Annotated in this window: 18 protein-coding genes; 7 read left to right on the forward strand and 11 right to left on the reverse strand. The window is 69.3% G+C overall.

Annotated features, from left to right (window positions below; translation table 11 throughout):
• Positions 1-10: 10 nt before the first annotated feature.
• From E9232_RS00710 to E9232_RS00740, 7 genes are all read right to left on the reverse strand, one after another.
• A complete protein-coding gene (locus tag E9232_RS00710; protein WP_309791495.1) occupies positions 11-991 on the reverse strand; it encodes a heparin lyase I family protein in 981 nt (326 codons plus the stop codon).
• A gap of 45 nt (positions 992-1,036) precedes the next feature.
• Positions 1,037-1,834, reverse strand: coding sequence for an ABC transporter permease (locus E9232_RS00715; protein ID WP_309791496.1), 798 nt, complete (start codon positions 1,832-1,834; stop codon positions 1,037-1,039).
• Between the two features lie 2 nt (positions 1,835-1,836).
• Positions 1,837-2,742 (reverse strand): ABC transporter permease, encoded by a 906-nt coding sequence (locus tag E9232_RS00720; protein ID WP_309791498.1) that lies wholly within the window; start codon positions 2,740-2,742, stop codon positions 1,837-1,839.
• Positions 2,739-3,791, reverse strand: coding sequence for an ABC transporter ATP-binding protein (locus tag E9232_RS00725; RefSeq protein ID WP_309791499.1), 1,053 nt, complete (start codon positions 3,789-3,791; stop codon positions 2,739-2,741). The genes E9232_RS00720 and E9232_RS00725 overlap by 4 nt, the downstream gene beginning before the upstream one ends.
• Before the next feature lie 64 nt (positions 3,792-3,855).
• Complete coding sequence (locus E9232_RS00730) at positions 3,856-4,956, reverse strand: ABC transporter substrate-binding protein (RefSeq protein WP_309791501.1); 1,101 nt, start codon at positions 4,954-4,956, stop codon at positions 3,856-3,858.
• A gap of 34 nt (positions 4,957-4,990) precedes the next feature.
• Positions 4,991-6,175: an aminotransferase gene (locus tag E9232_RS00735; RefSeq protein ID WP_309791502.1), complete on the reverse strand. Its 1,185-nt coding sequence runs from the start codon at positions 6,173-6,175 to the stop codon at positions 4,991-4,993.
• A gap of 9 nt (positions 6,176-6,184) precedes the next feature.
• Complete coding sequence (locus E9232_RS00740) at positions 6,185-7,039, reverse strand: dimethylarginine dimethylaminohydrolase family protein (protein ID WP_374710585.1); 855 nt, start codon at positions 7,037-7,039, stop codon at positions 6,185-6,187.
• Between the two features lie 133 nt (positions 7,040-7,172).
• Between E9232_RS00740 and E9232_RS00745 the strand changes: the two genes are divergently transcribed.
• The 6 genes from E9232_RS00745 (at position 7,173) to E9232_RS00770 (ending at position 13,846) form a co-directional block, all read left to right on the forward strand.
• Complete coding sequence (locus E9232_RS00745) at positions 7,173-8,102, forward strand: LysR family transcriptional regulator (protein WP_309791505.1); 930 nt, start codon at positions 7,173-7,175, stop codon at positions 8,100-8,102.
• A gap of 155 nt (positions 8,103-8,257) precedes the next feature.
• On the forward strand, positions 8,258-9,331 hold the full coding sequence (locus tag E9232_RS00750; protein WP_309791507.1) for an ABC transporter substrate-binding protein: 1,074 nt from the start codon (positions 8,258-8,260) through the stop codon (positions 9,329-9,331).
• Between the two features lie 139 nt (positions 9,332-9,470).
• Positions 9,471-10,949, forward strand: a complete 1,479-nt coding sequence (locus tag E9232_RS00755; protein ID WP_309791508.1) for an ATP-binding cassette domain-containing protein — start codon at positions 9,471-9,473, stop codon at positions 10,947-10,949.
• Positions 10,946-11,935 carry an ABC transporter permease gene (locus tag E9232_RS00760; RefSeq protein ID WP_309791509.1) on the forward strand — a complete coding sequence of 330 codons (990 nt, stop codon included), beginning with the start codon at positions 10,946-10,948 and terminating at the stop codon, positions 11,933-11,935. Before E9232_RS00755 ends, E9232_RS00760 begins: the two co-directional genes overlap by 4 nt.
• Entirely contained in the window at positions 11,932-12,879 is a 948-nt protein-coding gene (locus tag E9232_RS00765; RefSeq protein WP_309791511.1) for an ABC transporter permease, read from the forward strand. The genes E9232_RS00760 and E9232_RS00765 overlap by 4 nt, the downstream gene beginning before the upstream one ends.
• Positions 12,880-12,907: 28 nt before the next feature.
• Positions 12,908-13,846 (forward strand): Gfo/Idh/MocA family protein, encoded by a 939-nt coding sequence (locus tag E9232_RS00770; RefSeq protein ID WP_309791512.1) that lies wholly within the window; start codon positions 12,908-12,910, stop codon positions 13,844-13,846.
• A gap of 60 nt (positions 13,847-13,906) precedes the next feature.
• On the opposite strand, the gene E9232_RS00775 is transcribed toward E9232_RS00770, so the two are convergent.
• Both E9232_RS00775 and E9232_RS00780 read right to left on the reverse strand, forming a co-directional pair.
• A complete protein-coding gene (locus tag E9232_RS00775) occupies positions 13,907-16,096 on the reverse strand; it encodes a phosphocholine-specific phospholipase C (RefSeq protein WP_309791513.1) in 2,190 nt (729 codons plus the stop codon).
• Between the two features lie 399 nt (positions 16,097-16,495).
• Positions 16,496-18,700: a phosphocholine-specific phospholipase C gene (locus E9232_RS00780; protein WP_309791514.1), complete on the reverse strand. Its 2,205-nt coding sequence runs from the start codon at positions 18,698-18,700 to the stop codon at positions 16,496-16,498.
• 456 nt (positions 18,701-19,156) lie between these two features.
• Here E9232_RS00780 and E9232_RS00785 point away from each other — a divergent pair, with 456 nt between their 5' ends.
• The gene (locus E9232_RS00785; protein ID WP_309791516.1) at positions 19,157-21,448 is read left to right on the forward strand and encodes a TonB-dependent hemoglobin/transferrin/lactoferrin family receptor; all 2,292 of its coding nucleotides are present in this window, start codon (positions 19,157-19,159) and stop codon (positions 21,446-21,448) included.
• Between the two features lie 40 nt (positions 21,449-21,488).
• Here the strand turns inward: E9232_RS00785 and E9232_RS00790 are convergent, their stop codons facing one another.
• Both E9232_RS00790 and E9232_RS00795 read right to left on the reverse strand, forming a co-directional pair.
• Entirely contained in the window at positions 21,489-22,004 is a 516-nt protein-coding gene (locus E9232_RS00790; RefSeq protein ID WP_309791517.1) for a GNAT family N-acetyltransferase, read from the reverse strand.
• Complete coding sequence (locus E9232_RS00795) at positions 22,004-23,590, reverse strand: ABC transporter substrate-binding protein (protein WP_309791519.1); 1,587 nt, start codon at positions 23,588-23,590, stop codon at positions 22,004-22,006. The genes E9232_RS00790 and E9232_RS00795 overlap by 1 nt, the downstream gene beginning before the upstream one ends.
• Between the last annotated feature and the right edge of the window lie 32 nt (positions 23,591-23,622).

Genomic DNA, 23,622 nt, shown 5'->3' on the forward strand with positions numbered 1-23,622 from the left:
CGCGCCGGGCCTATTTGTCGAAACGCCGCGGATCGACCTCGTCGAAGCTGTGGCCCAGGCCGAAATTGTCGAGGCGGACGACGACCGGCGTGTCCGCCGGGTCGCGATATGGCCCGATCTTGAAGTACTGCTTGCCGCTGTTGCGGTAGCCCAGCGGGCCGCGGACGGTGACGATCGGCTGGCCGTTGGCCCACACCTCAACGATGTCGTCGGGCGTCGCGGAAATGCGCATGTGCACCACCATGTCGACCCAGGCGCCGAAGGCCTGCGGCAGCGGTGCCTTGCGGTCGATGGTCAGGCCACGGGTGCAGTCGGCGCTGTAGTCGGGCGGCAGCTTGTTGCCGTCGCCGTCGAAGCCGTCATGCAGGAAGGGGCGGCGGCCGGGGAATTCCGAGAAGTCGTAGCCGTCCTCCCAGGCGATCGGCACCCGGCACTGCTGGAACGGCGCCGGGCCGTCCTGCTCGACTGTCAGGTAGAATTTCCGGTTGCGGAAGCGCTGCCCCAGGATCGGGCTGTACGGGCCGCTCTGCTTCCATTGGCCGACCACCAGGCGCCTAGCATCGGCCTCGGGCGACGGCGGCGCGTCGACGCGGAAGCTGAAGCCGTACCACAGGTCGGTGCCCTTCGGCGCGGTCGGCTGCAGCCACAGCTCGGCCCGCTGGTCATGGCCGGGGTCGAACTCCACCATCGGCATCGGGTCCCGGCAGCCGCTGCGGCTGTGGTCGATGTCCAGCGGCTCGATCGCCGGCGGCAGGTCCGGCGTCGGCAGCAGGGCCATGCCGGCGGCATAGCTGCCGGAGCGGACCTGCGACTGCTCGATGAAGAAGTAGCCCTCGTCGCGCTGGCAGGGGGCCCAGACCTGCGACATGATCCGGCCGCCCTCGAAGCCGTCGCTGAAGCTGTTCTTGACGTCCATGGCGGCCGCCGGGGCGGCGGCGCCCAGCACAAGGGCGATCGGCAGCAGGAGGCGCTGCAGCAAGGCAAAAGGCATGGATCTGTCGCAACCGCCGAATCGGAAGGGAAACGGCAGGATAGTTCAGCGCGGTGGCCGGCTGGCGCCCAACAGCCGCGGCAGGTCGCCGCGCCACGCCACCAGCGAGAACACCAGCGCCGCCACCACCACGAACAGCGCCGTCACCGCTGCCATCACGGGGGTGTAGCCGTAGCGCAGGGCGTTGAAGATCTTGATCGGCAGCGTCTCCACGGTCGACCCCGCCACCATGTAGGCGATGATGTACTCGTTCAGGCTCAGCACGAAGGCGAAGGCGTAGCCGGAGATGATGTAAGGCCTGACCGAGGGCAGTACGATGGTGCGGAACACCGTGCGCTCGTCGGCGCCCAGCGTGCGCGCCGCCTCCACCGCCGCGCGGTCGATCGAGGCCAGGCCCAGGGCGATGTTCACCAGCGGCAGGGTGACGAAGAAGATGCCGTGCGAGACGATGGTGGCGGCGATGTGCCCGTACAGGCCGACGATCTGCCAGAAGATCAGGAAGCCCAGGGCCGAGACCACCGGCGGCAGGATGAAGGGGGCGATGCCGAGGGTGTAGAGGGCGCGGCCCCAGCGCGGGTTCCAGCGCCACAGATACCAGGCCATCGGCAGCGCGATCGACACCGACAGGGCGGCGGCCAGCACGGCGATGATCACGCTGTGGCCCAGCGCGCCGACCCATTCCGGGTCCCGCAGCATCTCGCCGTACCAGGCGACCGACAGGCCCTGCGGCGGAAACAGCAGGCGCTTCTTCTCGTTCAGCGACACGCCGATGATGACGATGATCGGCGCCAGCAGGATGGCCCCGATCAGGCCCATATAGAGGCGGGAGAGGACGCGGCCCATGGTCAGCGCCCCCCGGCCGGCTTGCGGCCCTGGCCCAGCAGCAGGGTCAGCCCGATCAGGGCCAGGCTGACCAGCACCAGGAACACCGCCAGCGCCGCGGCGAAGGGGATGTTCGACTGGTAGATCGCCTGGTCGGTGATCAGCACCGACAGGGTCCAGTGCTCCGGCTTGCCCAGCACCTGCGGCAGCACATAGCAGCCGAGGGTGAAGACGAACACCAGGATGGCGGTGGCCAGGATCGCCTGGCGCAGCGACGGGATCACCACGGTGAAGAAGCCGCGCAGCGGCGAGGCGCCCAGAGTGCGGGCGGCCTCGGTGATCTCGGGGTCGAGGCGGTTCACCGCCGGGTACAGCATCAGCACCGAATAGGGGAAGCCGATGAAGCACAGCCCCATCAGCAGGGCGCCGAAGCTGGGCGTCCAGGCCTCGGGTGTATCAAGGATGCCGAGCGTGACCAGCAGGTTGGACAGCCCGGCCGACCGCGACAGCAGGATCGACCAGGCGAAGCCCATGATGACCTCGGACAGCGACAGGATCGACAGGATGCAGACCAGCCAGGCCACCTGCGCCCGACGGGGCGTGCGGCTGAGGCACCAGGTGAAGGGTACCGCCGCGACGACGCAGACCACGGCGGCCAGACCGCAGATCATCAGCGAGAAGCCCAGCACCCGGGTGAACAGTGGCGTCCAGAACCGGGCATAGTTGTCGAGCTCGAAGGCCGGCTCGTACAGCCCGCCCTCGACCCGGTGGTAGAAGCTGAACGCCACCATGATCAGGAACGGGACCAGGAAGAACACGCACAGCATCGCCGCCGGCCACAACGCCGGCAACCGGGCGACCAGGCCATGAGGGGCGTTATGGGTTGTCGCCGGGGCGGCCGAGGCCGTGGTCATGGCCGGTGCGGTCATGCCGCCAGCACCACGCAGGATTCGGGCGGCAGCTCGACCGTGATGCTCTGGCCGGCCGCGATCGGCGGCAAGTCTTTGCGCGCGGCGGCGGCGACCAGCCGGGTGCCGGCGCAGTCGACATAGACCTCGACCGAATTGCCGACATCGCGCACGAAATCGACCGTGCCCGCGACCCGGTTCGGGCCCGCCTCGCCGGCCGGGCGCAGTTGCACCTCCTCCGGCCGCACCAGGAGGGTGGCGCCGGCGCCGGAAGCGAGACCGCCCAGCCCCTCGCTCGCGGTCAGCACGGTGTCGCCGAGGCGTAAGGTCCCGCCGTCGACCCGGACCGGCAGCAGGTTGCCGGTGCCGATGAAGTCGGCGACGAAGGCATTGGCCGGGCGGCGATAGATCTCCAGCGGCGCGCCGGATTGCTGGATCCGGCCCTTGCCCATGACGACGATGATGTCGGCCATGGTCATGGCCTCGCGCTGGTCGTGGGTGACCAGGATGGTGGTGACGCCCAGGCGCTGCTGCAGCTGCCGCAGCTCGATCTGCATCGCCTCGCGCAGCTTGGCGTCCAGCGCCGACAGCGGCTCGTCCAGCAGGAACAGGCGGGGGTCGATCGCCAGGGCGCGGGCGATGGCCACGCGCTGGCGCTGGCCGCCGGACAGCTGCGAGACATGACGGTCGGCCACGCCCGGCAGCTGCACCAGGGCCAGCAGCTCCTCCGCCCGCTTGCGCTGGGTAGCCTTGTCGGCGCCGCGGATGCGCAGGGCGTAGGCGATGTTCTCGCCAACCGTCAGGTGGTCGAACAGCGCCAGCGACTGGAACACCATGCCGAAGTTGCGCTGATGCGTCGGCACCGGAGTGACATCGCGCCCGTCCAGCAGCAGCTGGCCTTTGGTCGGCGATTCCAGGCCGGCGATGATGCGCAGCAGCGTGGTCTTGCCGCAGCCCGACGGGCCCAGGAAGCAGACCAGCTTACCGGCCGGGACGGCCAGGTCGACGTCGGTGACGGCGGTGACCCGGCCGTAATCCTTGGCGATGCCCTGGAGGCGGAGCTCGTGCATGCGGCGCGGGTCCTGTCTCGGAGGTAAAGGCCCCGGCCAGCGGTCCGGCCGGGGCGGGGCTCGATCAGCCGGTGATCATACCCGTCCACTTCTCCGCGACCCAGTCGCCGCGTTCGGTGTACAGCTTGTAGTCCGGGATGATCGGCTTGACGTCGCTGGAGACGGCGGCGAACTCCTCCGCCGACAGGCTCAAAATCTCGCGTGGCACGATCGGTGCGGTGCCGACCTTGCGCGACAGCGTTTCCTGCTGGGCTGGCTGGCACATGTAGTCGATGAAGACATGCGCCTCCTCCAGCTTCTTCGACGCCTTGGTGACGGCCCAGGAGCCGCGGTCGGACACGCCGCCTTCCTTCGGGAAAGTCGAGCGCACCGGGAAGCCGTCCTTGATCGCGAGGCCGGTGACGTCGTGATAGTACTCGCCCATCGGGATCTCGCCCGACTGCAGGGCGTTCTGGAACTGGCCCTCGTCGCGGTACCACAACGACACGTTCGGCTTCAGCTCCGCCAGCTTGGCCAGCACCTTCTCGACACCCTCATTGGTCGCCAGGATGTCGCTGTTGCCGCCGAAATGGGTGTGGGCGGCGATCTCCAGCAGGAACGAGTTGCTGGCCAGCGCCATCAGCCCCAGCTTGCCCTCATTCGCCTTGTCCCACAGGGCGGCCCAGCTGGTCGGCGCGTCCTTGTAGGTCTCGGTGTTGGTGACGAGGGTGATGAACCAAGCCACCGCTGCGACGCCGGCGATACGGCCATCGTCGTATTTGTTGAGGAACTCCGGGAACACCTTCGCAGCGCCCGGCATCTTCGCCGGGTCCAGCGCCTGCCACAGCCCGGACTTGATGCCGCGCAGCATCGCGACCTGGGCCATCATCGACACGTCGGCCGGGGCCTCGCCGGCATTGGCCGCGGTCTGCAGCTGCACCAGCCAGGCCTCGCCGGTCGGCTCGCCGACGCCCTCGACCTTGATGCCGGTCGCCTTGGTGAATTCCGGGAAGACGTGCTTGCCGAAGCTCTCTTCGAAATAGCCGCCATAGGTGCCGATCTTGATGCTGCGCTCCTGCGCATGCACGAAGGGCGCCCGGCCGGCGACGGCCAGGGCGGCGCCGGCGGCGGACAGCTTGAGCAGCGTCCGCCGACTCGGGGAGAAGCGATAGATCTCGCGGGTCATGAAGCCTCCTGATGTCTTCTTGTGCGGTGTTTTCTTACGCAGCGTCGCGGGACGACAGCGCATCCGTCAGCCGGGCCGCGACGACCGGCGCAACGTCGTCGCCGACATTGGCGAAGGCGGCGCGCAGGAACCGGTCCTGGCCCGGCCCGAACATGCTGCCCGGCAGGGTCAAGAGATTGTGCCGCAGCGCCAGGTCGCGGGCTACCTCGACCGCGCCGCGGCCGGGGAAGGGGTGCTCGAGATAGGCGAAGAAGGCGCCCAGGCTGACCAGCCGCCAGCCCTCCAGCCCCGACAGGGCGTCGCGGAACACGGTCGCGCGGCGGCGCATCGCCGCGGTGTTGGCCGCGACCCAGCCGCCCAGCTGCTCCAGCCCGAACAGCGCCGCCTCCTGCCCGATGCGTGGGGCGCAGATGGCGACGCAGTCCATCGCCTTCTCGACCTGGGCCATCAGCGCCGGGCCGGCGGTCAGGGCGCCGACGCGGTGGCCGGTGATCGCGAAGACCTTGGAGAAGCTGTAGAGGTGGATCAGGGTCGAGGCCCAGTCCGGGTCCTCGAACAGGTCGTGCGGCCGGGCGTCGGTCGGCAGGAAGTCGATATAGGTCTCGTCCAGCACCAGGGCGATGCCGCGGCGTTTCGCCAGGTCGTAGAAGGCGCGCAGCGTCGCCGCCGGGTAGATTGCGCCGGTCGGGTTGTTCGGCGTCACCAGCACGATGGCGCGGGTGCGGTCGGTGATCAGGGCCGCCGCCTCCTCGACATCCGGCACGCCGCCGGACTCGGGCCGGAAGGCCAGGGGCGCGGCCTCGATGCCCAGCGTGTCCAGCCACATCTTGTGGTTGAAGTAGTGCGGCAGCGGCAGGATCACCCGGTCGCCAGGCTGCGCCAGCGCCGTCATCGCCAGGCAGAAGGCCTGGTTGCAGCCGGCGGTGATCGCCACATGGGCGGCGTCGATGGTGCCGCCGTAGAACCGGGCGAAGCGCGCCGCCAGCGCCGCGCGCAGGGCGGGCACGCCCAGGATCTCGGTGTAGCGGTGCATCGCGGGGTCGCGCAATCGATCGGCGAGATGCGCGATCAGGCTATCCGGCGGGGCGTAGCCGGGGACGGCCTGGGCCAGGTCGACCAACGGCCGGTCGGCAGGGAAGCTGCGGCCCTGGATCCAGCGCTGGGCTTCGGCGATCGGGGGGGCCGCCACGGCGGCGAGGAGCGGGTTGAGCGTCGTCATGGTTTCTGCTTACACCGGATCGCGGCGCAGCGGCATGGTCATGCAATGGATGCTGCCGCCGCCGGCGGCCAGCAGGTCCAACTCGGGCTCCAGCACGGTGATGCCCTCGGCCCGCAGCAGGGCGTTCACCCGGCTGCTGTGCTTCGGCGACAGCACCCGGTCGCGGCCCAGCGCCAGCAGGTTGCAGCCCATCGCCATGACCTCCTTGTAGGTGACCGGGACCAGCTTGATGCGGTGTGCCTTCAGCCAGTCCAGCAGCCCGTCGTCCAGCACCTCGGTGCAGGCCACGGCCAGCCCGTCCGCGGCCATGCAGAAGATCACGTCGAGATGCAGGAAATGCTCGGGGAACGGCTCGACCCGGGCCTCCCAGCCCTCGGCCTCGAACCAGCGCGCGAACTGCCGCGCGCCGGCCTCGTTGGTGCGCTCCCCGGAACTGCCGATCAGCACCAGCCCGGGGCGGATGATGTGGATGTCGCCGCCCTCCAGCGTGCCGTCGGTGGAATAGCGCCAGATGCCGCCATGCTGCTGGTAGAACTCGATCACCGCCGCGTATTCGCCGCGGCGCTGCGGCCGGAACAGCTGGGTGACCACCGGGCCCCAGGGCGTCACCTGGCTCGAATCCCGGGTGTAGACCTGGTAGGGCAGGTGCGGCTCGACCTTGAGGTAATGGCAGGCGACGCCGGCACCTTCGAGCGCGTCGACCATCTGGCGGTACTGGCCCTGGACGCGCTGGTGGTCATAGGCCGACCCGGCCTCCAGCGTGGCCCGGGCGATGCTGTTGGTCGGCTGCCACGAATAGTGGTCCGGGGTCGCCAGCAGCACGTCGCGCAGCACGCCGGTCTCGGAATCCAAGGTCCAGGGCACTCGAAGCCTCGCTGTTCGCACTGTTTCGTTGCCGGAAGGATGGCGCATGTTGCGCCGCCGAAAAATAGCGCTGACACGACGTTCACTTCGTAGATTCTCGATGTAATCTCGTCCGCATGAAGAACGTGACCCCATGAAGAACGTCACGGACGTCGAGCTGCGGCTCTTGCGGATCTTCGTGACCGTGGTCGATGCCGGTGGCTTCGCCGCGGCCCAGGCGGCGCTGAACCTCGGCGCCTCGACCGTCTCGACCCAGATGGCGCAGTTGGAGCGGCGGCTGGGCGCCCGGCTGTGCGAACGCGGCCGGGCCGGCTTTCGCCTGACCGAGAAGGGCCGGGCGGTCTACGAGGCTGCACGGCGGCTGCTCGACGCGGTCGAGGCGTTCCGCGGCGAGGCCTCTGCGCTGGACGCCCGGCTGGCCGGCGACCTCAGGGTCGGGCTGCTCGACGCCACCGCCGGCGATCCGGGGTCGCCGCTGATCCCGGCGCTGCGCCGCTTCGGCGGCCGCGACCACCGGGTGCACCTGCACCTGACCATCGACACCCCCCCGATGCTGGAGAAGCGGCTGCTCGACGGCCAGCTGGACCTCGCGGTCGGCAGCTTCCCGCGCCGTGTCGCCGGCCTGACCTACACGCCGCTGTACCAGGAGCGGCACCGCTTCTACTGCGGCGCCGGACACCGCCTGTTCGCGGTGCCCGACACGCCGGAGACGCTGCCCGAGATCCGGCGCGAACGGCTGATCACCCGCGGCTACTGGAACCTCAGCGACCTGACCCGGCTCGGCCTGTCCGAGGCCTCGGCCGCGGCCACGGTCGACGCCATGGAGGCGCAGGCGGTGCTGATCCTGTCGGGCGGCTATCTCGGCTTCCTGCCGGTGCATTACGCCGCACCCTGGGTGGCCGCGGGGCGGCTGCGGCCGCTGCTGCCGGACATCCTGGACTATGATGCGCCGTTCGAGATCGTGGCCCGCAAGGGCGCCACCGGGTCGCGGGCGGCGCAACTCCTGGCCAAGGACCTGCTGGAGGCGCGGCGGCCCCCGTCAAGCCCGACCACGCGGGTTTAGGGCCGCAACCGTCAGGGCCAGAAAAGAGTCCTATGACTGCGCCAAACATGCACATTTGTTAATCATCTCAGGTCATTGTCAATTTGTCCGATAAATAGGATATTGCCGGCCCAGGCCGAAGCGCCGGGCAGAAGTTTCCAGGGAGGACCCCTCATATGCGTACCGCCACATCCCTCGCCCTCGCGGCGATCCTGAGCTGCGGCGTCGCCGCGGTCTCGGGCCTCGCCCAGGCGGCCGACGGCGCGGCCACCGGCGACACCTCGGGCAAGAAGATCGCGCTCAGCAACAACTACGCCGGCAACTCCTGGCGCCAGGCGATGCTGAAGAGCTGGGACGAGGTCGGCAAGGCCGCGGTCGAGAAGAAGCTGGTGGCCGAGGCGCCGGCCTTCACCACCGCCGACAACTCGCCGACCGACCAGGCGTCGCAGATCCAGAACATGATCCTGCAGGGCTATGACGCGATCGTGATCGACGCGGCGTCGCCGACCGCGGTCAACGGCGCGGTCAAGGAGGCCTGCGACGCCGGCATCGTGGTCGTCTCCTTCGACGGCATCGTCACCGAGCCCTGCGCCTGGCGCATCGCCATCGACTTCGCTGGCATGGGCAAGGCCCAGATGGACTACCTCTCCGGCCGGATGAAGGGCGGCAAGCTGCTGGAGGTCCGCGGCCTGGCCGGCGTCTTCGTCGACGACGAGATCCACAAGGGCATCGAGGACGGGGTGAAGGCCCATCCCGGCTTCTCCATCGTCGGTTCGGTGCATGGCGACTGGACCCAGACCGTGGCGCAGCGTGAGGTCGCCGGCATCCTGCCGACCCTGCCGCAGGTCGACGCGGTGGTGACCCAGGGCGGCGACGGCTACGGCGTGGCCCAGGCATTCGCCGCGGCCGGGCGCAAGCAGCCGCTGATCATCATGGGCAACCGCTACGAGGAGCTGAAGTGGTGGAAGGAGCAGACCGCCAGCGGCTATGAGACGATGAGCCTGTCGATCGCTCCCGGCTCGGCCCAGGTCGCCTTCTGGGTGGCGCAGCAGATCCTGGCCGGCAAGGACGTGCCGAAGGACCTGCGCCTGCCGACCGTGGTGGTGGAGCAGGCCAAGCTCGACTACTGGCTGGCCCACACGCCCGAGGGCGGCGTCACCAACGCCACCTACCCGCAGGATTGGGTGGTCAAGCTGATCGACGCCATCGCCGCGGGGAAGGACCTGCCCGCGACCCCGACCGAGGGGTGAGGATAGGAGTGACTCCCTCCTGTCAGCCGTCATCCCCGCGAAAGCGGGGATCTCGGTGCGGCCTCAACGGTGAAGAGATTCCCGCTTTCGCGGGAATGACGTGGAAACTCGGAGATCCCGAAATCCGCAGGAACCCCGCATGACATCACCGATCGTCGACTTCATCGGCGTGGCCAAGAGCTTTGGCGCGGTGCGGGCGCTGGGCGGGGTCGACCTGTCCGTCGCACCCGGCGAATGCCTCGGCCTGGCCGGGCACAACGGCGCCGGCAAGTCGACCCTGATGAACGTCCTGGCCGGGACGCTGGCGCCCGACCAGGGCCGGCTGACCGTGCTGGGCGAGGACCGCACCGGCCGCTACGCCATCGGCCCGGCCCAGGCGCTCGGCATCCGCTGCGTGTTCCAGGAGCTGTCGCTCTGTCCCAACCTGACCGTCGCGGAGAATGCCCGGATCACCCATCCGGGCATCACCGGCCCGGGCTGGCGCCGCCGGGCGGGTGACCTGATCATCGGCATGCTCGACCGCATCTTCCCCGGTCACGGCATCGCGCCGGAGGCCGAGGTGGCGGACCTGTCGATCGGCCGACGCCAGATGGTCGAGATCGCGCGCGCCTTCAGCGTCAGCGACGCGCCGCTGCACCTGGTCATCCTGGACGAGCCGACCTCGTCGCTCGACGCCATCGCGGCCGGGCAGCTGCTCGACTTCGTGCGCCGGCGCGTCGCCGAGGGCCTGTCGGTCATCCTGATCACCCATATCCTGGGCGAGATCCTGTCCACCGCCGGCCGCATCGTGGTGATGCGCGACGGAAGGGTGGTCGGCGCCTGGGCGAAGGGCGCGATCGACAAGCCCGGCCTGGTGGCGGCGATGGGCCATGCCGCCGCCACGGCGACCGAGGCGGTGGCTGCCGCCGACCGGTCGGCGCCGGTCCGGGTCCGCGTGCCGGCCGCCGCCGGGCGCGGGCTGGAGCTGATGGCGCGCGAGGGCGAGATCATCGGCCTGGCCGGCCTCGCCGGCCATGGCCAGAGCCGGCTGCTGCACCGGGTCCACGACACCGCGGTGGGGTCCCGCTTCGGCTTCCGCCGCGGCGGCGCCGAGGTGCGGGGCCGCGTCGCCTTCGTCGCCGGCGACCGCCAGAGCGAGGGCGTGTTCCCGCTGTGGTCGATCGAACGCAACATCTCGGTCCGCTCGCTGCGGGCGCTGTGCCGGGGCGGGCTGATCGACCGGCCGGCCGAGGTCGCGCTTGGGCAGGAGTGGAAGGAGCGCATAGGCATCCGCGCCCCGGACCTCGGCAACGGGATTCTGACGCTGTCGGGTGGCAACCAGCAGAAGGCGCTGTTCGCCCGGGCCCTGGGCAGCGACGCCGAGATTGTGCTGATGGACGACCCGATGCGCGGCGTCGACGTCGGCACCAAGCACGAAGTCTACGGCCTGATCCGGGCCCAGGCGGCGCAGGGCCGCAGCTTCCTCTGGTACACCACCGAGATGGAGGAGCTGGAGCACTGCGACCATGTCTATGTCTTCCGCAACAACCGCATCGTCGCGGATCTCAGCCGGTCGGAGCTGACCGAGGCCGCGGTCCTCCAGGCTTCCTTCGAGGATGAAGAGCGCCGCGCGTCATGACCGAACTGTCCGTGCCCCGCCCGTCCCTGTCCCGCCCCAGGCCCAATTGGTGGGCGCCGTTCACCCGGGCCTCGACCTGGCGGGCGCTGCTGCCCTTCCTGTCGCTGGTCGCGATCCTGGTGCCGATCTTCCTGATCAACCCGCGGACCATGAGCTATCTCGGGCTGAACCTGATGCTCGGCCTGGCGATCCCGATCATGTTCGCGACCCTGGCGCAGATGTGCATGCTGACGGTCAACGACCTCGACCTCGGCATCGGCGCCTATGTCGGCTTCGTCACCTGCGTCGCTGCCACCTGGCTGGTCGACCAGCCCTGGCTGGGCATCGCCGTGCTGCTGGCCGCAATCCTGGCCTATGCCGCGGCCGGTGCCCTGATCCACCTGCGCAACGTGCCGTCGCTGGTGGTGACTTTGGGTATGAGCTTCGTCTGGCTCGGCCTCGCCATCCTGGTGCTGCCGTCGCCGGGCGGCAGCAGCCCGGCCTGGCTGCGCGCGGCGATGACCTGGAAGCCGCCCTTCGTGCCGCTGCCGATCCTGGTGGCCGTGGTCCTCGCCGTGGTCGTCCACCTGTTCCTGATGCGCTCCGCCCTCGGCGCGGTGCTGCGCGGCGCCGGCGGCAACCCCAAGGCGATCACCCGGGCCGGCTGGTCGCTGCTGCGCATCCGCATCGGCCTCTACGCCCTGGCCGGGGTGTTCGGCCTGCTGGCCGGGCTGTCGCTGCTGGGCCTGTCGACCTCGGGCGACAGCAACATCGCCCAGCGCTACACACTGCTGTCGATCGCCGGGGCCATCCTCGGCGGCTGCGACTTCGTCGGCGGCCGGGTGTCGCCGATCGGCGCGGTGACCGGCGCCCTGGTGCTGGCGCTCGCCGCCTCGCTCCTCACCTTTCTGAACATCTCGCCGGACTGGCAGATCGGCGCCCAGGGCGCGATCCTGATCATCGTCCTGGCGCTCAGGGCCCTGACCGGCCGGAGGCGGGCACGATGACCCGGATTTCAACTTGGACCGGCGACCGTCCCTGGCTGTGGTCCTGGGTCGGCGCCGTGCTGCTATGGCTGGCGATCGTCGCCATCGCCCAGGGCGAGGGGGCGGGGCAGGTGCTCAGCGCCGCGCTCAGCTTCGGCGTCTTCTTCGTCGTCGTCGCCATCGGCCAGATGTTCGTGATCGCGATGGGGCCGGGCAACATCGACCTGTCGATCCCGTCCAACATCGCCCTGTCCGGGTCGATCGCCATGATCGTCATGGCGGGCCAGGATTCGATGATCCTGCCCGGCTTGGCCGCGGCGCTGGTGGCCGGGCTGGTGGTCGGCATCGCCAACTGGGCGCTGATCCGCGGCTTCGCGATGCCGCCGATCATCGCCACCCTGTCTTCCAGCCTGGTGTTCCAGTCGGTCGCCATCGCCTATGGCCGCGGCCTGCGGGTGTCGCCGCCGGACGGCTTCGCCGGCTTCACCACCGACAAGATCCTGGGCGTGCCGCTGATGGCGATCGCCGGCTTCGTGCTGGCCGCGGTGATGGCGGTGGTGCTGCAGCGCACGGTCTATGGCCGGTCGGTGCTGGCGGTGGGGCAGAACCCGCGCGCCGCGCATCTCGCCGGGGTCAAGGTCGAACGCACCCGGTTCCTGACCTATGCCGGCTCCGGCGCCTTCGCCGGCCTGGCCGGGGCGCTGATGGCGGGGTATTTCGGCGGCGCCTCGCTCGACATGGGCAAGGACTATCTGCTGAACTCGATCGCGGTGGTGGTGATCGGCGGCACCAGCGTCGCCGGCGGCCGGGCCAACCTGCCCGGGCTGTGGGGCGCGGCGCTGTTCCTGTTCCTGCTGGTGACGATGCTGAACACGCTCGGCGTCGGCACCGGCCTCAGGCTGGTGCTGACCGGGCTGATCATCATCGCCGTGATCGTCGCCGCCGGCGGCGAGAAGACGCGCTGAGGCGCGAGAGAGACGACGGAGAACGCACATGGCCAAGCACAGGATCGCCGTCATCGGCCTCGGCAAGATCTCACAGGACCAGCACCTGCCGGTGATCGACGCCAGCGGCGAATTCGAACTCGCGGCCGTGGTCAGCACCCGCGGCCTCAGCCAGGGCGGCGTGCCCAGCTTCCGCACCCCGGCGGAGCTGTATCGGGCCATGCCGGAGATCGGCATCGTCGCGGTCAACACCCCGCCGGATGTCCGCCACGCCATCGCGCGCGAGGCGCTGGCGGCCGGCAAGGACGTGCTGCTGGAGAAGCCGCCGGCGGCGACGCTGACCGAACTCGCCGACCTCGAGGCGCTGGCCGAGGCGAAGAAGCGGGTGCTGTTCGCGACCTGGCATTCGCGCTTCAACCCGGCGGTCGAGGCGGCGCGGACGCTGCTGGCCGAGGCCGGCCTGCGCTCGCTGCGCATCGAATGGCGCGAGAACGTCAAGAAATGGCATCCGGGCCAGGATTGGGTGTGGGAGCCGGGCGGCTTCGGCGTGTTCGACCCCGGCATCAACGCCCTGTCGATCTTCACCCGGATCCTGCCGGCCATCCCCTTCGTCCGGAGCGCCGAGCTGACCTATCCGTCGAACCGGCAGACGCCGATCGCGGCCAAGCTGGTCTTCGCCAGCGCCGATCCGGCGGCGCCGGCGCTGACCGCGGATTTCGACTGGCGCGAGACCGGCGGCGAGACCTGGCACATGCTGATCGAGACGGCGGACGGCCGGTCGGCCCGGCTGTTCAAGGGCGGCGCGGCGCTGGAGGTCGACGGCCGCGTCACGGTCGAGGCGCCAAGCGAGGAGTACCAGCACATCTACCGCCACTTCGCCGGGCTGCTGGATGCGCGCCGCAGCGATGTCGACGGCGCGCCGCTGCGCCTAGTCGCCGACGCCATGCTGGTCGGGCGGCGCCTGACCACCGACGCGTTCGACTGGTAAGTCCGGAAAAAGGAAGGACCGGCCCGGAATGATCCCGGGCCGGTCCCTGTTGTCGTTCGATCAGACCGACTTCGTGTCGCCCATGGCGGGGTCGGACACGCTGGGGTTGCCGTCCTCCATGCGCCCGGCGAAGCGTCGGGTGAACAGGGCGTCGCCATCGACCCGGACGGTGAAGTCGTACCACCGGCCCTGCAGCAGGAGCGGCAGATAGGCGGTCGCCTGGCCGTGCGGCAGCACGATCTGGCGCCAGGGGATGTTGATCAGCTGGTAGGCGTTGGCCTTGATGCTGAAGAAGCCGAGGCCGTCGCCGCTGTTGGTCAGGCGCACGATCAGGCCACTGGCCCGCTTGTCGTAGGACACCGCGATCTCCCCCACCGGCGAACGGCTGTGGCCGCCCGGGGTGACGGTGCCGGTGAAGTGCCGGTGGAAGCCGTTCGGCCCCAGCACCCACAGGTCGTACTTGCCGAAATCGGCGGCGGTGTTCCAGTCGCCGGTCAGCTGCTTGCCGGCCTCCACCGAATAGCGGCGGGGGATCCGGTCGAGATGCAGCCGGTCATAGACCTGGAACACGGCGCCGACGTCGCCGGTGTTGACGAAGTGCAGCTGCATCCGGTTGGCCGAGCCATGGGCCTCGCCGGTCACCGTCAGCTCGTAGGGCAGGGCGCGGGACGGCTTGATGCCGCGGGCCTGGACCGGCGCGCGCTGGGCGGTCGGGTCCGGCAGGGGCACCTGGGGCAGAGTTTCCTGCTGCGCCCGCAAGGCGTCGGCCGCGGTCTTGGTCGTGCTCGGCAGGCGCGGCAGCCGCTCGGTGTTGGGGTCGCGGAAGTTGAAGGCCGAGGTCAGGTCGCCGCAGATCGCCCGGCGATAGGGGCTGATGTTGGTCTCCTTCACCCCGAAGCGCTCTTCCATGAAGCGCAGCACCGAGGTGTGGTCGAACACCTGGGAATTGACCCAGCCGCCGCGGCTCCAGGGCGAGACCATATAGCAGGGCACGCGGGTGCCCGGGCCGATCACCTTGCCGTCCGGCGTCGGCTGGCCCCGGGTGCCGGGGGGAACCGGCCAGCCGTAGCGCTCGTAGGCCAAGTCCTTGTCCGACAGGGTGGAGGCGCCGGCCGGGGTGCCGTCGGGGTTGAAGGAATGCGGCGCCGGCGGCGGGGCATGGTCGAAGAAGCCGTCATTCTCGTCGAAATTGACGATCAGGACCGTCTTGCTCCAGACCTCCGGGTTGGCGACCAGGGCTGCCAGCACCTCCTGGGTGTACCAGCCGCCCTGGACCGGGCTGGACGGGCCGGGATGCTCGGAATAGGTGTCCGGGGCGACCACCCAGGTGATCTGCGGCAGCTTGCCGGCCAGGATGTCGGCCTTGAACTCCTCCAGCAGACCGCTGGTCGGCATGGTGTTGCCGACGCCCTTGTACAGCGGCTGCTTCGCATCCTGGGACTGCTGCCAGGGGATGTAGGGCGCGCCGCTCGGGCCGTTGCCGATCGCCTCGCTGGCGCGGCGGTACGGCTTGAAGCCGACCAGGGAGTTGTCGGTGAAATTGTTCGGCAGGTTCTGGTAGACCTTCCAGGAGATGCCGGCCTTCTGCAGCCGCTCCGGATAGGTCGTCCAGGTGTAGCCCTCGCTCGACGGGCCGAAATCATCCCACTCGTTGACCACCGACGCGACGCCGGCGCCGGTCGGGCCGTTGGTGCCGGTCCACAGGAACAGCCGGTTCGGGTTGGTGCTGCTCAGGATCGAGTTGTGATACTGGTCGCAGATGGTGAAGGCATTGGCGAGGGCGAACTGGAAGGGCAGTTCCTCTTCCGTGTAGTAGCCCATCGACTGGTTCTGCTTGAACTGCGGCCAGTGGCTCATCACGCCGTCGGCCCAGGCGTTGTGCGTGTCGCTCCAGCCATGTGGCGTGCCGTTGACGCGCTGGGCGTTGCCCTTCTTCTCGTCCAGGTGATAGGGCATCACCACGCGGCTGCCGTTGGACTGCTGGAACACGCTGCCACCGCCGGCCTGCGGAATGGTGAAGCGGTCGCCATAGCCGCGGACACCGGCCATCGTGCCGAAATAGCTGTCGAAGGACCGGTTTTCCTGCATCAGCACCACGATGTGCTCGACATCCTTGATCGAGCGGGTGGCGTTGTGCGCCGGGATGGCCAACGCGTCGCGGATCACCGGCGGGAACATCGACAGCGCAGCGGCGCCGCCGGCCGCCGTCCCGGCCATCTTCAGGAAGTCGCGTCTGCTTTCGGAAGTCATGAGTCTTGTTCCCCCAGAGAGAAGCGATTGCTTCTGTGGCGTCTGGACCGTGATTGCGTAAAATTCGAGCTTTCTGACACCATTTTCCCCTCGTGGAATCGCATCGATTCCAGCATTCCGAGGCGGTGCGACCGGGAATGCCGGGACCCTAGACAAGATGTGTTTCAGAAAGATGTCGTTCGTAGCGGTTTCTTAACAATAAGGTCGGTGATTTCATTTGCCGACGGCAATCCGAAGTTATGCGGATGCTTTCAGGTCCGGAACGACAACTATAATGTTCTGATGTTGATAATAACTCGCAAGAACTTGCCGGTGCTCACCCGGTTCCGCCGATGACTCATGGCCGGATTGCACGGCGCCGAGGCCAGCCAGCCGCCTCGACGTTCGAGCCCGCCTCTATCAGGTCGCGCTGGCCTGGCCGAAGGCCGGGTCGGAGACGCTCGGGGTTCCGTCCTCCATGCGTCCGGCGAAGCGGCGGGAGAACAGGGCGTCGCCCTCCACCCGGACGGTGATGTCGTACCAGCGGCCCTGCGCCAGCAGCGGCAGGCGCAGCGTGGCCTGGCCGCCCGCCGCGATCGGATGGCGCGGCGATCCCCCGACCGCCTGATAGGCGTTGGCGGTGACGACGAAGGTGCAGGCCCGGCTGCCGCGATTGGACATCTGCAGCGCCAGCTTGCCGGCCGTCTTGTCGTAGGCGGCCGTGACCTCCGGCGCCGCCTTTCCCGCGCCCAGCGCGGCGACGCTGCCGGTGAAGTGGCGGTGGAAGCCGTTCGGCCCCAGCACCCACAGGTCGTACTGGCCGAAATCGGGGCCGGTCGCCCATTCGCCGGCCAGCTGCTTGCCGGTCTCGACCGTATAGCGACGCGGCACCCGGTCCAGGTGCAGCCGGTCATAGACGTGGAACACGGCGCCGGCGGCACCGGTGTTGATGAACTGCAGCTGGAACCGGTTCCCGGCGCCATCCGCCTGCCCGTCGGCGGTCAGCTCGTAGGGCAGGGCGCGGGACAGGCGCAGGCCGGGCGACTGCTGCGGCGGCTGCTGCGCCGACACGCCGGGCACCGCCACCTGCGGCAGCAGCCCCTGGGTCAGGCTGATCAGGTCGGCGGCGACCTTGCTTCGGTTCGGCAGCTCCGGCGGGCGGTCGAGGTTCGGGGTGACGAAGTCGAAGGCCGAGGTCAGGTCGCCGCAGACGGCGCGGCGATGGGCGCCGATGTTTGGCTCCTGCACGCCGAAGCGCCGCTCCAGGAAGCGCAGCACCGAGGTGTGGTCGAACACCTCGGAATTGACCCAGCCGCCGCGGCTCCAGGGCGAGACGGCGTAGCAGGGCACCCGCGGGCCGGGGCCGTAGACCCGGCCGTCCGGCTGCGGCTGCGCCGTGCTGCCGGGCGGCTTGGGGTGGGTGAAGTATTCCGGCGCCAGGGCCGCATCCGACAGGGTCGAGCCGCCGGCCACGGTGCCGTCGGGATTGCGCGAGGCGGCGGCCGGCGCCGGCATATGGTCGAAGAAGCCGTCATTCTCGTCGAAATTGACGATCAGGACCGTCTTGCTCCAGACCTCGGGGTTGGCGACCAGGGCGGCCAGGGCCTCCTGCACGTACCAGCCGCCCTGGACCGGGCTCGACGGGCTGGGATGCTCGGAATAGGCGGCCGGCGCCACCAGCCAGGACACCTGCGGCAGCTTGCCGGCCTGGATGTCGGCCCGGAACTCGTTCAGCCGGTTGCTCAGCAGCGAGAGTGCGCTGGTCGGCGCGGTGTTGGCGACGCCCTTGTACAGGGGCTGTGCCTGGTCCTGCGCCGGGCGCCAGGGCAGGAAGGGGAAGCCGTTGGGCAGGTTGCCGATCGCTTCGTTGGCCCGGCGGTACTGCTTGAACCCGGCCAGCGGGTCGTCGCCGAAATTGTCCGGCAGGTTCTGGTAGACCTTCCAGGTCACGCCGGCGGCCTGCAGCCGCTCGGGATAGGTGGTCCAGGTGTAGCCCTGGCTGGACGGGCCGAGATCGGTCCATTCGTTCAGCACCGCGGCGACGCCGGCGCCGGTCGGGCCGTTGGTGCCGGTCCAGTGGAACAGACGGTTCGGGTTGGTGCCGCCATGCAGCGAGCAGTGATAGGCGTCGCAGAGGGTGAAGGCGTTGGCGAGCGCGAACTGGAAGTCCAGCTCGGTCCCCGTGTAGTAGCCCATCGACTGGTTCTGCTTGTAGCGCGGCCATTCGAACAGCCGGCCGTCGGCCCAGGCCTGGTGCGCGTCGCTCCAGGTGTGCGGCGTGCCGGTCACCCGCTGGGCGTTGCCGCGGCGCTGGTCCAGGTGATAGGGCATCACCACCCGGGTGCCGTTGGACTGCTGGAACACCGAGCGGCCGCCGGGCAGGGGGATGGTGAAGCGGTCGCCGAAGCCGCGGACGCCGGGGAAGGTCCCGAAGTAATGGTCGAAGGACCGGTTCTCCTGCATCAGGATCACCACATGCTCGACATCCCTAATCGAGCGGGTGGCGTTGTTCGCCGGGATCGCCAGCGCCTCGCGGATCACCGGCGGGAACACCGACATCGCCGTGGTCGCACCGGCCAGCGCACCGGCCGCCTTCAGGAAGTCGCGCCTGCTTTCGGACGTCATCGCCAGGATGCCCCCAGGAGAGGCCGGCGCTGTTCCAGCACCGGGGCCGCTGTTTCCAGGAATTCGCAAAAGAAGGGCGCCGGCACCCGTCTCGAATCACTGGGATTCGAACCCCCGGGCCGACGCCGTTCAAACGACGCCGGGACCCTAGACAAGATGTGTTGCAGGCCGATGTCGGTCGTAGCGGCTTCCCAACAATGTTGTGGATGATTTCTCTTTCCGGACGCCATCGCAGGCGATGCAGATGCTTTCGTGTCCGGAACGGCAGCGATATTGCGATGATATTAAGAATGATTTGCAGAAGATTGTTGACGGCCGCCTGCCCTTGCCGGTAACTCACGGCCGGATCGCGCGGTGCCGGGGCCAGTCAACCGCCGCGCCGTCGCACACCCGGTTTCGCCAGGTCGGATCACACCCCAGCCGCCGGATTCGTTTTCGCGGGATGGGGGAATCACCATGGTCTGTTCGCATCGGGGCGCGTTGCGCCTGGGGGTGGCGCTTGGCGCCTTGACGTTGGGCTGCCCGGCCTTCGCCGGGGGCGCCCTGGGGCAGACGGCGTCGGCCGCGACGGAGCTGCAGCCCGTCCTGCAGCTGGCGCCGATCCCGGTCACCGGCGCCGCGGTGGAGGAGCAGCCGGCCTGGACCGACAGCACCGACCGGCAGGAGCTGGACCGGCGCTTCGTCCGCAGCTGGGAGGATCTCGGCCGCCGCGTCGACGCCGGGGTGAACTTCAACCGGCAGAACGACAGCATCAACATCCGCGGCCTCGACGGCGACCGGGTGCTGACCACGATCGACGGCATCCGGCTGCCCTATCTCGACGACGGCGCCCGCCAGGTGCGGGGCGGGCTGCGCAGCTTCGACTTCGACTCGCTGTCGCAGATCGACATCGTCAAGGGCGCCGATTCCAGCCGCTACGGCTCGGGCGCGCTCGGCGGCGTGCTGGCGCTGCGGACCTTCGACCCCGAGGATCTGCTGGCCGACGGCCGCGACTTCGGCGGCATCGGCAAGTTCGGCTATCAGGGCGACGACGACAGCGTCGGCGGCACCACCGCGGTCGCCGGCCGGGTCGGCGACACCTATCTGATGCTGCAGGCCGGGCTGCGCTACGGCCATGAGCTGGACAATCGCGGCAATGTCGGCGGCTATGGCGCCGACCGCACCAAGAACAACCCCGACGACTACGACCAGCAAAGCCTGCTGGTGAAGCTGGCGCATCATTTCGAGGGCGGCCACCGCCTCAGCTTCACCGGCGAGTATTTCCGCCGCCAGGACAATCTCGACATCAAGACCGACCAGGGGCCGGGCGAAAGCTACCTGATCGGCCATGACGACGGCATCGAGCGCAGCGAACGCAAGCGCGCCTCGCTCGGCTACGACTATGTCGCGCCGGAGCCGGGCGGGCTGCTCGACCGGGCGCATCTGACGCTGTACTGGCAGCAGTCGGAGCGGACCGACGAGAACAGCGGCCTGCGCAGCACCGACGCCCGCGCCTTCATCATTCCGGGGGACCCGTTCCAGTACGGCTATCCCAGCGGCCGCTACACCAGGAACAACCGCATCGAAGAGACCCTGTGGGGCCTCAACGGCGAGGCCGAGAAGACGGTCGAGCTGGCGACGCTGCCCAACCGCCTGACCGTCGGCGGCGAATACTACCATCTCGGGATCGAGCAGCATTCGGGCGGCGCCGACAACTGCCCGGCGACGCCGACCACCCGGCCGGCGATCTTCGGCCCGCGGCTGTGCAGCTTCCTGCACACCAACCAGGCCGACATGCCGGAGGTGAACGGCAACACCGTCGGGCTCTATGCCGAGGACGAGATCGCCCTGTTCGAGGACCGGGTGAAGGTGACCCCGGGACTGCGCTTCGACTGGTACGAGCTGACCCCGCAGGAGACCGCCGCCTATCGCGACAACCCGAATGCGGCCGGCGGGCTGCCGAACTCCTCCTCCGACAGCGCGCTGTCGCCGAAGGTGATGGTGTCCTGGCAGGCGGTGGAGGAGGTGACCTTCTATGCCCAATGGGCCAAGGGCTTCAAGGCGCCGACCGCCTATCAGCTGTACCTGAACTATGGCGGCCCGGGCACCTATCTCAGCCTCGGCAACCCCGACCTGAAGCCCGAGACCAGCAGCGGCTACGAGATCGGGGCGCGGCTCGGCGACGACGACCTCGGCGGGTCGCTGACCTTCTTCGACACCTGGTACAACAACTTCATCGACACCCTCAGCGTCGACCCGGCCAGCGTCGGGGTGCCGTCGGGCAGCTACCCGCTCGGCGTCACCTCCTACCAGAACCGCGCCCGGGTGCGGATCTACGGCGTCGAGGCCGCGGCCCATTGGCGCTTCGGCGACGGCTGGCGCAGCTGGGCGTCGCTGGCCTGGTCGGTCGGCCGCGACGAGGGGGCGGAGACCTATCTCAACTCGGTGCCGCCGCTGCGCGCCATCCTCGGCCTCGGCTACGACGCCGCCAGCTGGGGCGCCGACGCCTCGGTGACCATGGCGACGCGGCGCGACAAGGTCGAGGATCCCGACCTGCAGTTCAAGGCGCCGGGCTACGCCGTCTTCGACATGACCGGCTGGTGGGAGCCGGAAGGGGCGAACGGCCTGCGCGTCCAGGCCGGGCTGTTCAACCTGTTCGACACGAAATACTACGACGCCCTGAACGTGCCGGACGCCCCGACCCAGCCGCTGCGCTATTACACCGAGCCGGGCCGCAGCGTGCGGCTGAACCTGACCTACAAGTTCTGAGGGGCGGGCAGGTTCCGAGGGGCGGGGCGCCTGGCGCGCCCTAGCCCTTCAGCCGCTCCATCAGGATGACCGGGTGGTCCTTGTAGGTCATGCGGTTGACCTCCCGGTAGCCGCAGGCGCCGCCCAGGCGCAGCGACGGGGTGTTGTCCGGGTCGATGATGCAGACGCTGCGGGTCCAGCCTTGCGCATCGACCCAGCCCAGGGCGGCGCGCACGGCCTCGCCGGCCAGGCCGCGCCCATGGGACCAGGGCGCCAGGACCCAGCCGGCTTCCGGCACGCCGTCGAACCCCAGGCCTCGGTGGAAATCGGCGAAGCCGACATCGCCGACGAAGCGGCCGGTGGCGCGCTCGCGCACCGCCCAGTAGCCGAAGCCGAGCAGTCCCCACAGCCCGCCATAGCGCAGCAGCCGGGCCCAGCTCTCCTCAGCGGTCGAGGGGCGGCCGCCGATGAAGCGGGTCACCTCCGGCTCCGCCCACATCGCGGCGAGGTCGTCGAAATCCTCCGCCCGGTGGGGGCGGAGGATCAGGCGCTCGGTCTCGATGGTATTGTCGGGCATCACTGCTTGGTCACCAGCCGGTAGTAGATCTGGTCGGTGGTGGCGCCGTTGACGTAGCCATGGACGGTGCTGCGCATCGCCACCTGGGCGACCGCCTGGAACATGATCACGATCGGCGAGGACTCCTGCACCTTGCGCTGCAGGTCGATGTACAGGGCGTCGCGCTTGGCGGCGTCGCGCTCCTGCAGCGCCGCCTCGGTCTCGGCGCTCAGCTCCGGCACCAGCCAGGAATTGCGCCAGGTGGTGGTACTTTGCGGCGACCCGTCGCTGTTGTCGATGTTGTAGGAGAAGGCGCCGGCGTTGGAATGCGGGTCCATGAAGTCGGGGCCCCAGTACAGCAGCACCGCCTCGTGGTTGCGGGCGCGGTACTTGGTGATGACCTGGCTGCCGGTGCCGGGCACCAGGTCCAGCGTGATGCCGGCCTGGGCGAAGGTCGACTGCAGCGACTGCGCGATCTCGGTGAAGGGCGGGCTGGAGATCACATCCATCTTGATGGTCAGCCCGTCCTTGATCCCGGCCTCGGCCAGCAGGGCCTTGGCCTTGGCGACGTCCAGCTTGAACGGCGTGTCGTTCAGCGCGCCGGGGAAGCCCTCCGGCCAGAACGCCTGGTGCACCTTCATCTGGCCGCGCAGGAAGCTCTTGGTCATGCCGTCATAGTCGACGAGGTAGCGCACCGCCTCCCAAACCTTGGGGTTCTGCAGCGCCGGCACCTTCTGGTTCAGGCTGAAGAAATGCACCGCGGCCTGCGGATAGGTGCCGACGGCGATGCCGTCCTTGCCCTCGATCGCCGCCACCTGGTCCGGCGTCAGGTCGCGCGCCAGGTCGGCGTCGCCGGCCTCCAGCAGCAGGCGCTGGGTCGCCGGCTCCGACACATGGCGGTAGATCACCGACTTCATCGCCGGCGCGCCGCGGAAATAGGCGGGGTTGGCGCGCAGCGCGATCGATTCGTTCGGCTTGTAGGCGCGCAGCGAGAACGGGCCGGTGCCGGCCGAGTTCTGGCCCAGCCAGGCATTGCCGAAATCACCGTCCTTGGCATGCGCCGCCACCGTCTTCTCGTCGACGATCGAGGCAGGGCGCGAGGCCAGGATGTTGAGGATGAAGCTGGGGGCGAAGCTGCCGGTGGTGGTGACCGTCACCTCGGCGTCGCCGGTCTTGCGCACCAGCTGCCCGACATTCTCCGGGGTCCAGCCCAGCTGGGTCAGGATGAAGGCCGGCGCCTTGTTCAGCTTGACCACGCGGGCCAGCGAGTACACCACATCCTCCGGCCGCAGGGGGGCGCCACCCTGGAAGGTCACGCCGGGGCGCAGCTTGAAGGCCAGGCTCTTGCCGTCGTCGGACACGGTCCAGCTTTCGGCCAGCCCGCCGACCAGCTTCTGCATGTCCTCGGCCTCGTACTGCACCAGCCGGTCATAGGTGTTGGTGACGATCTCGCCGGAGGTGAACTCGTAGGCCTGGGCGGGGTCGAGGCTGACAATGTCGTCGATGTTCTTGGCCACCACCAGCGCATCGGCCGGCGTCGCCGCGACGGCCGGGGCCAGCGGCGCCAGCAGCGCCGCGGCGAGGAGGAAGAAGGGCAGGCTTCGCATCGTTTTTTGTCTCCCTGTTTGGTGTTGGTGGT

Origin of the sequence: Inquilinus ginsengisoli (assembly GCF_031453975.1) — a bacterium.
Lineage (GTDB): Bacteria > Pseudomonadota > Alphaproteobacteria > DSM-16000 > Inquilinaceae > Inquilinus > Inquilinus ginsengisoli_A.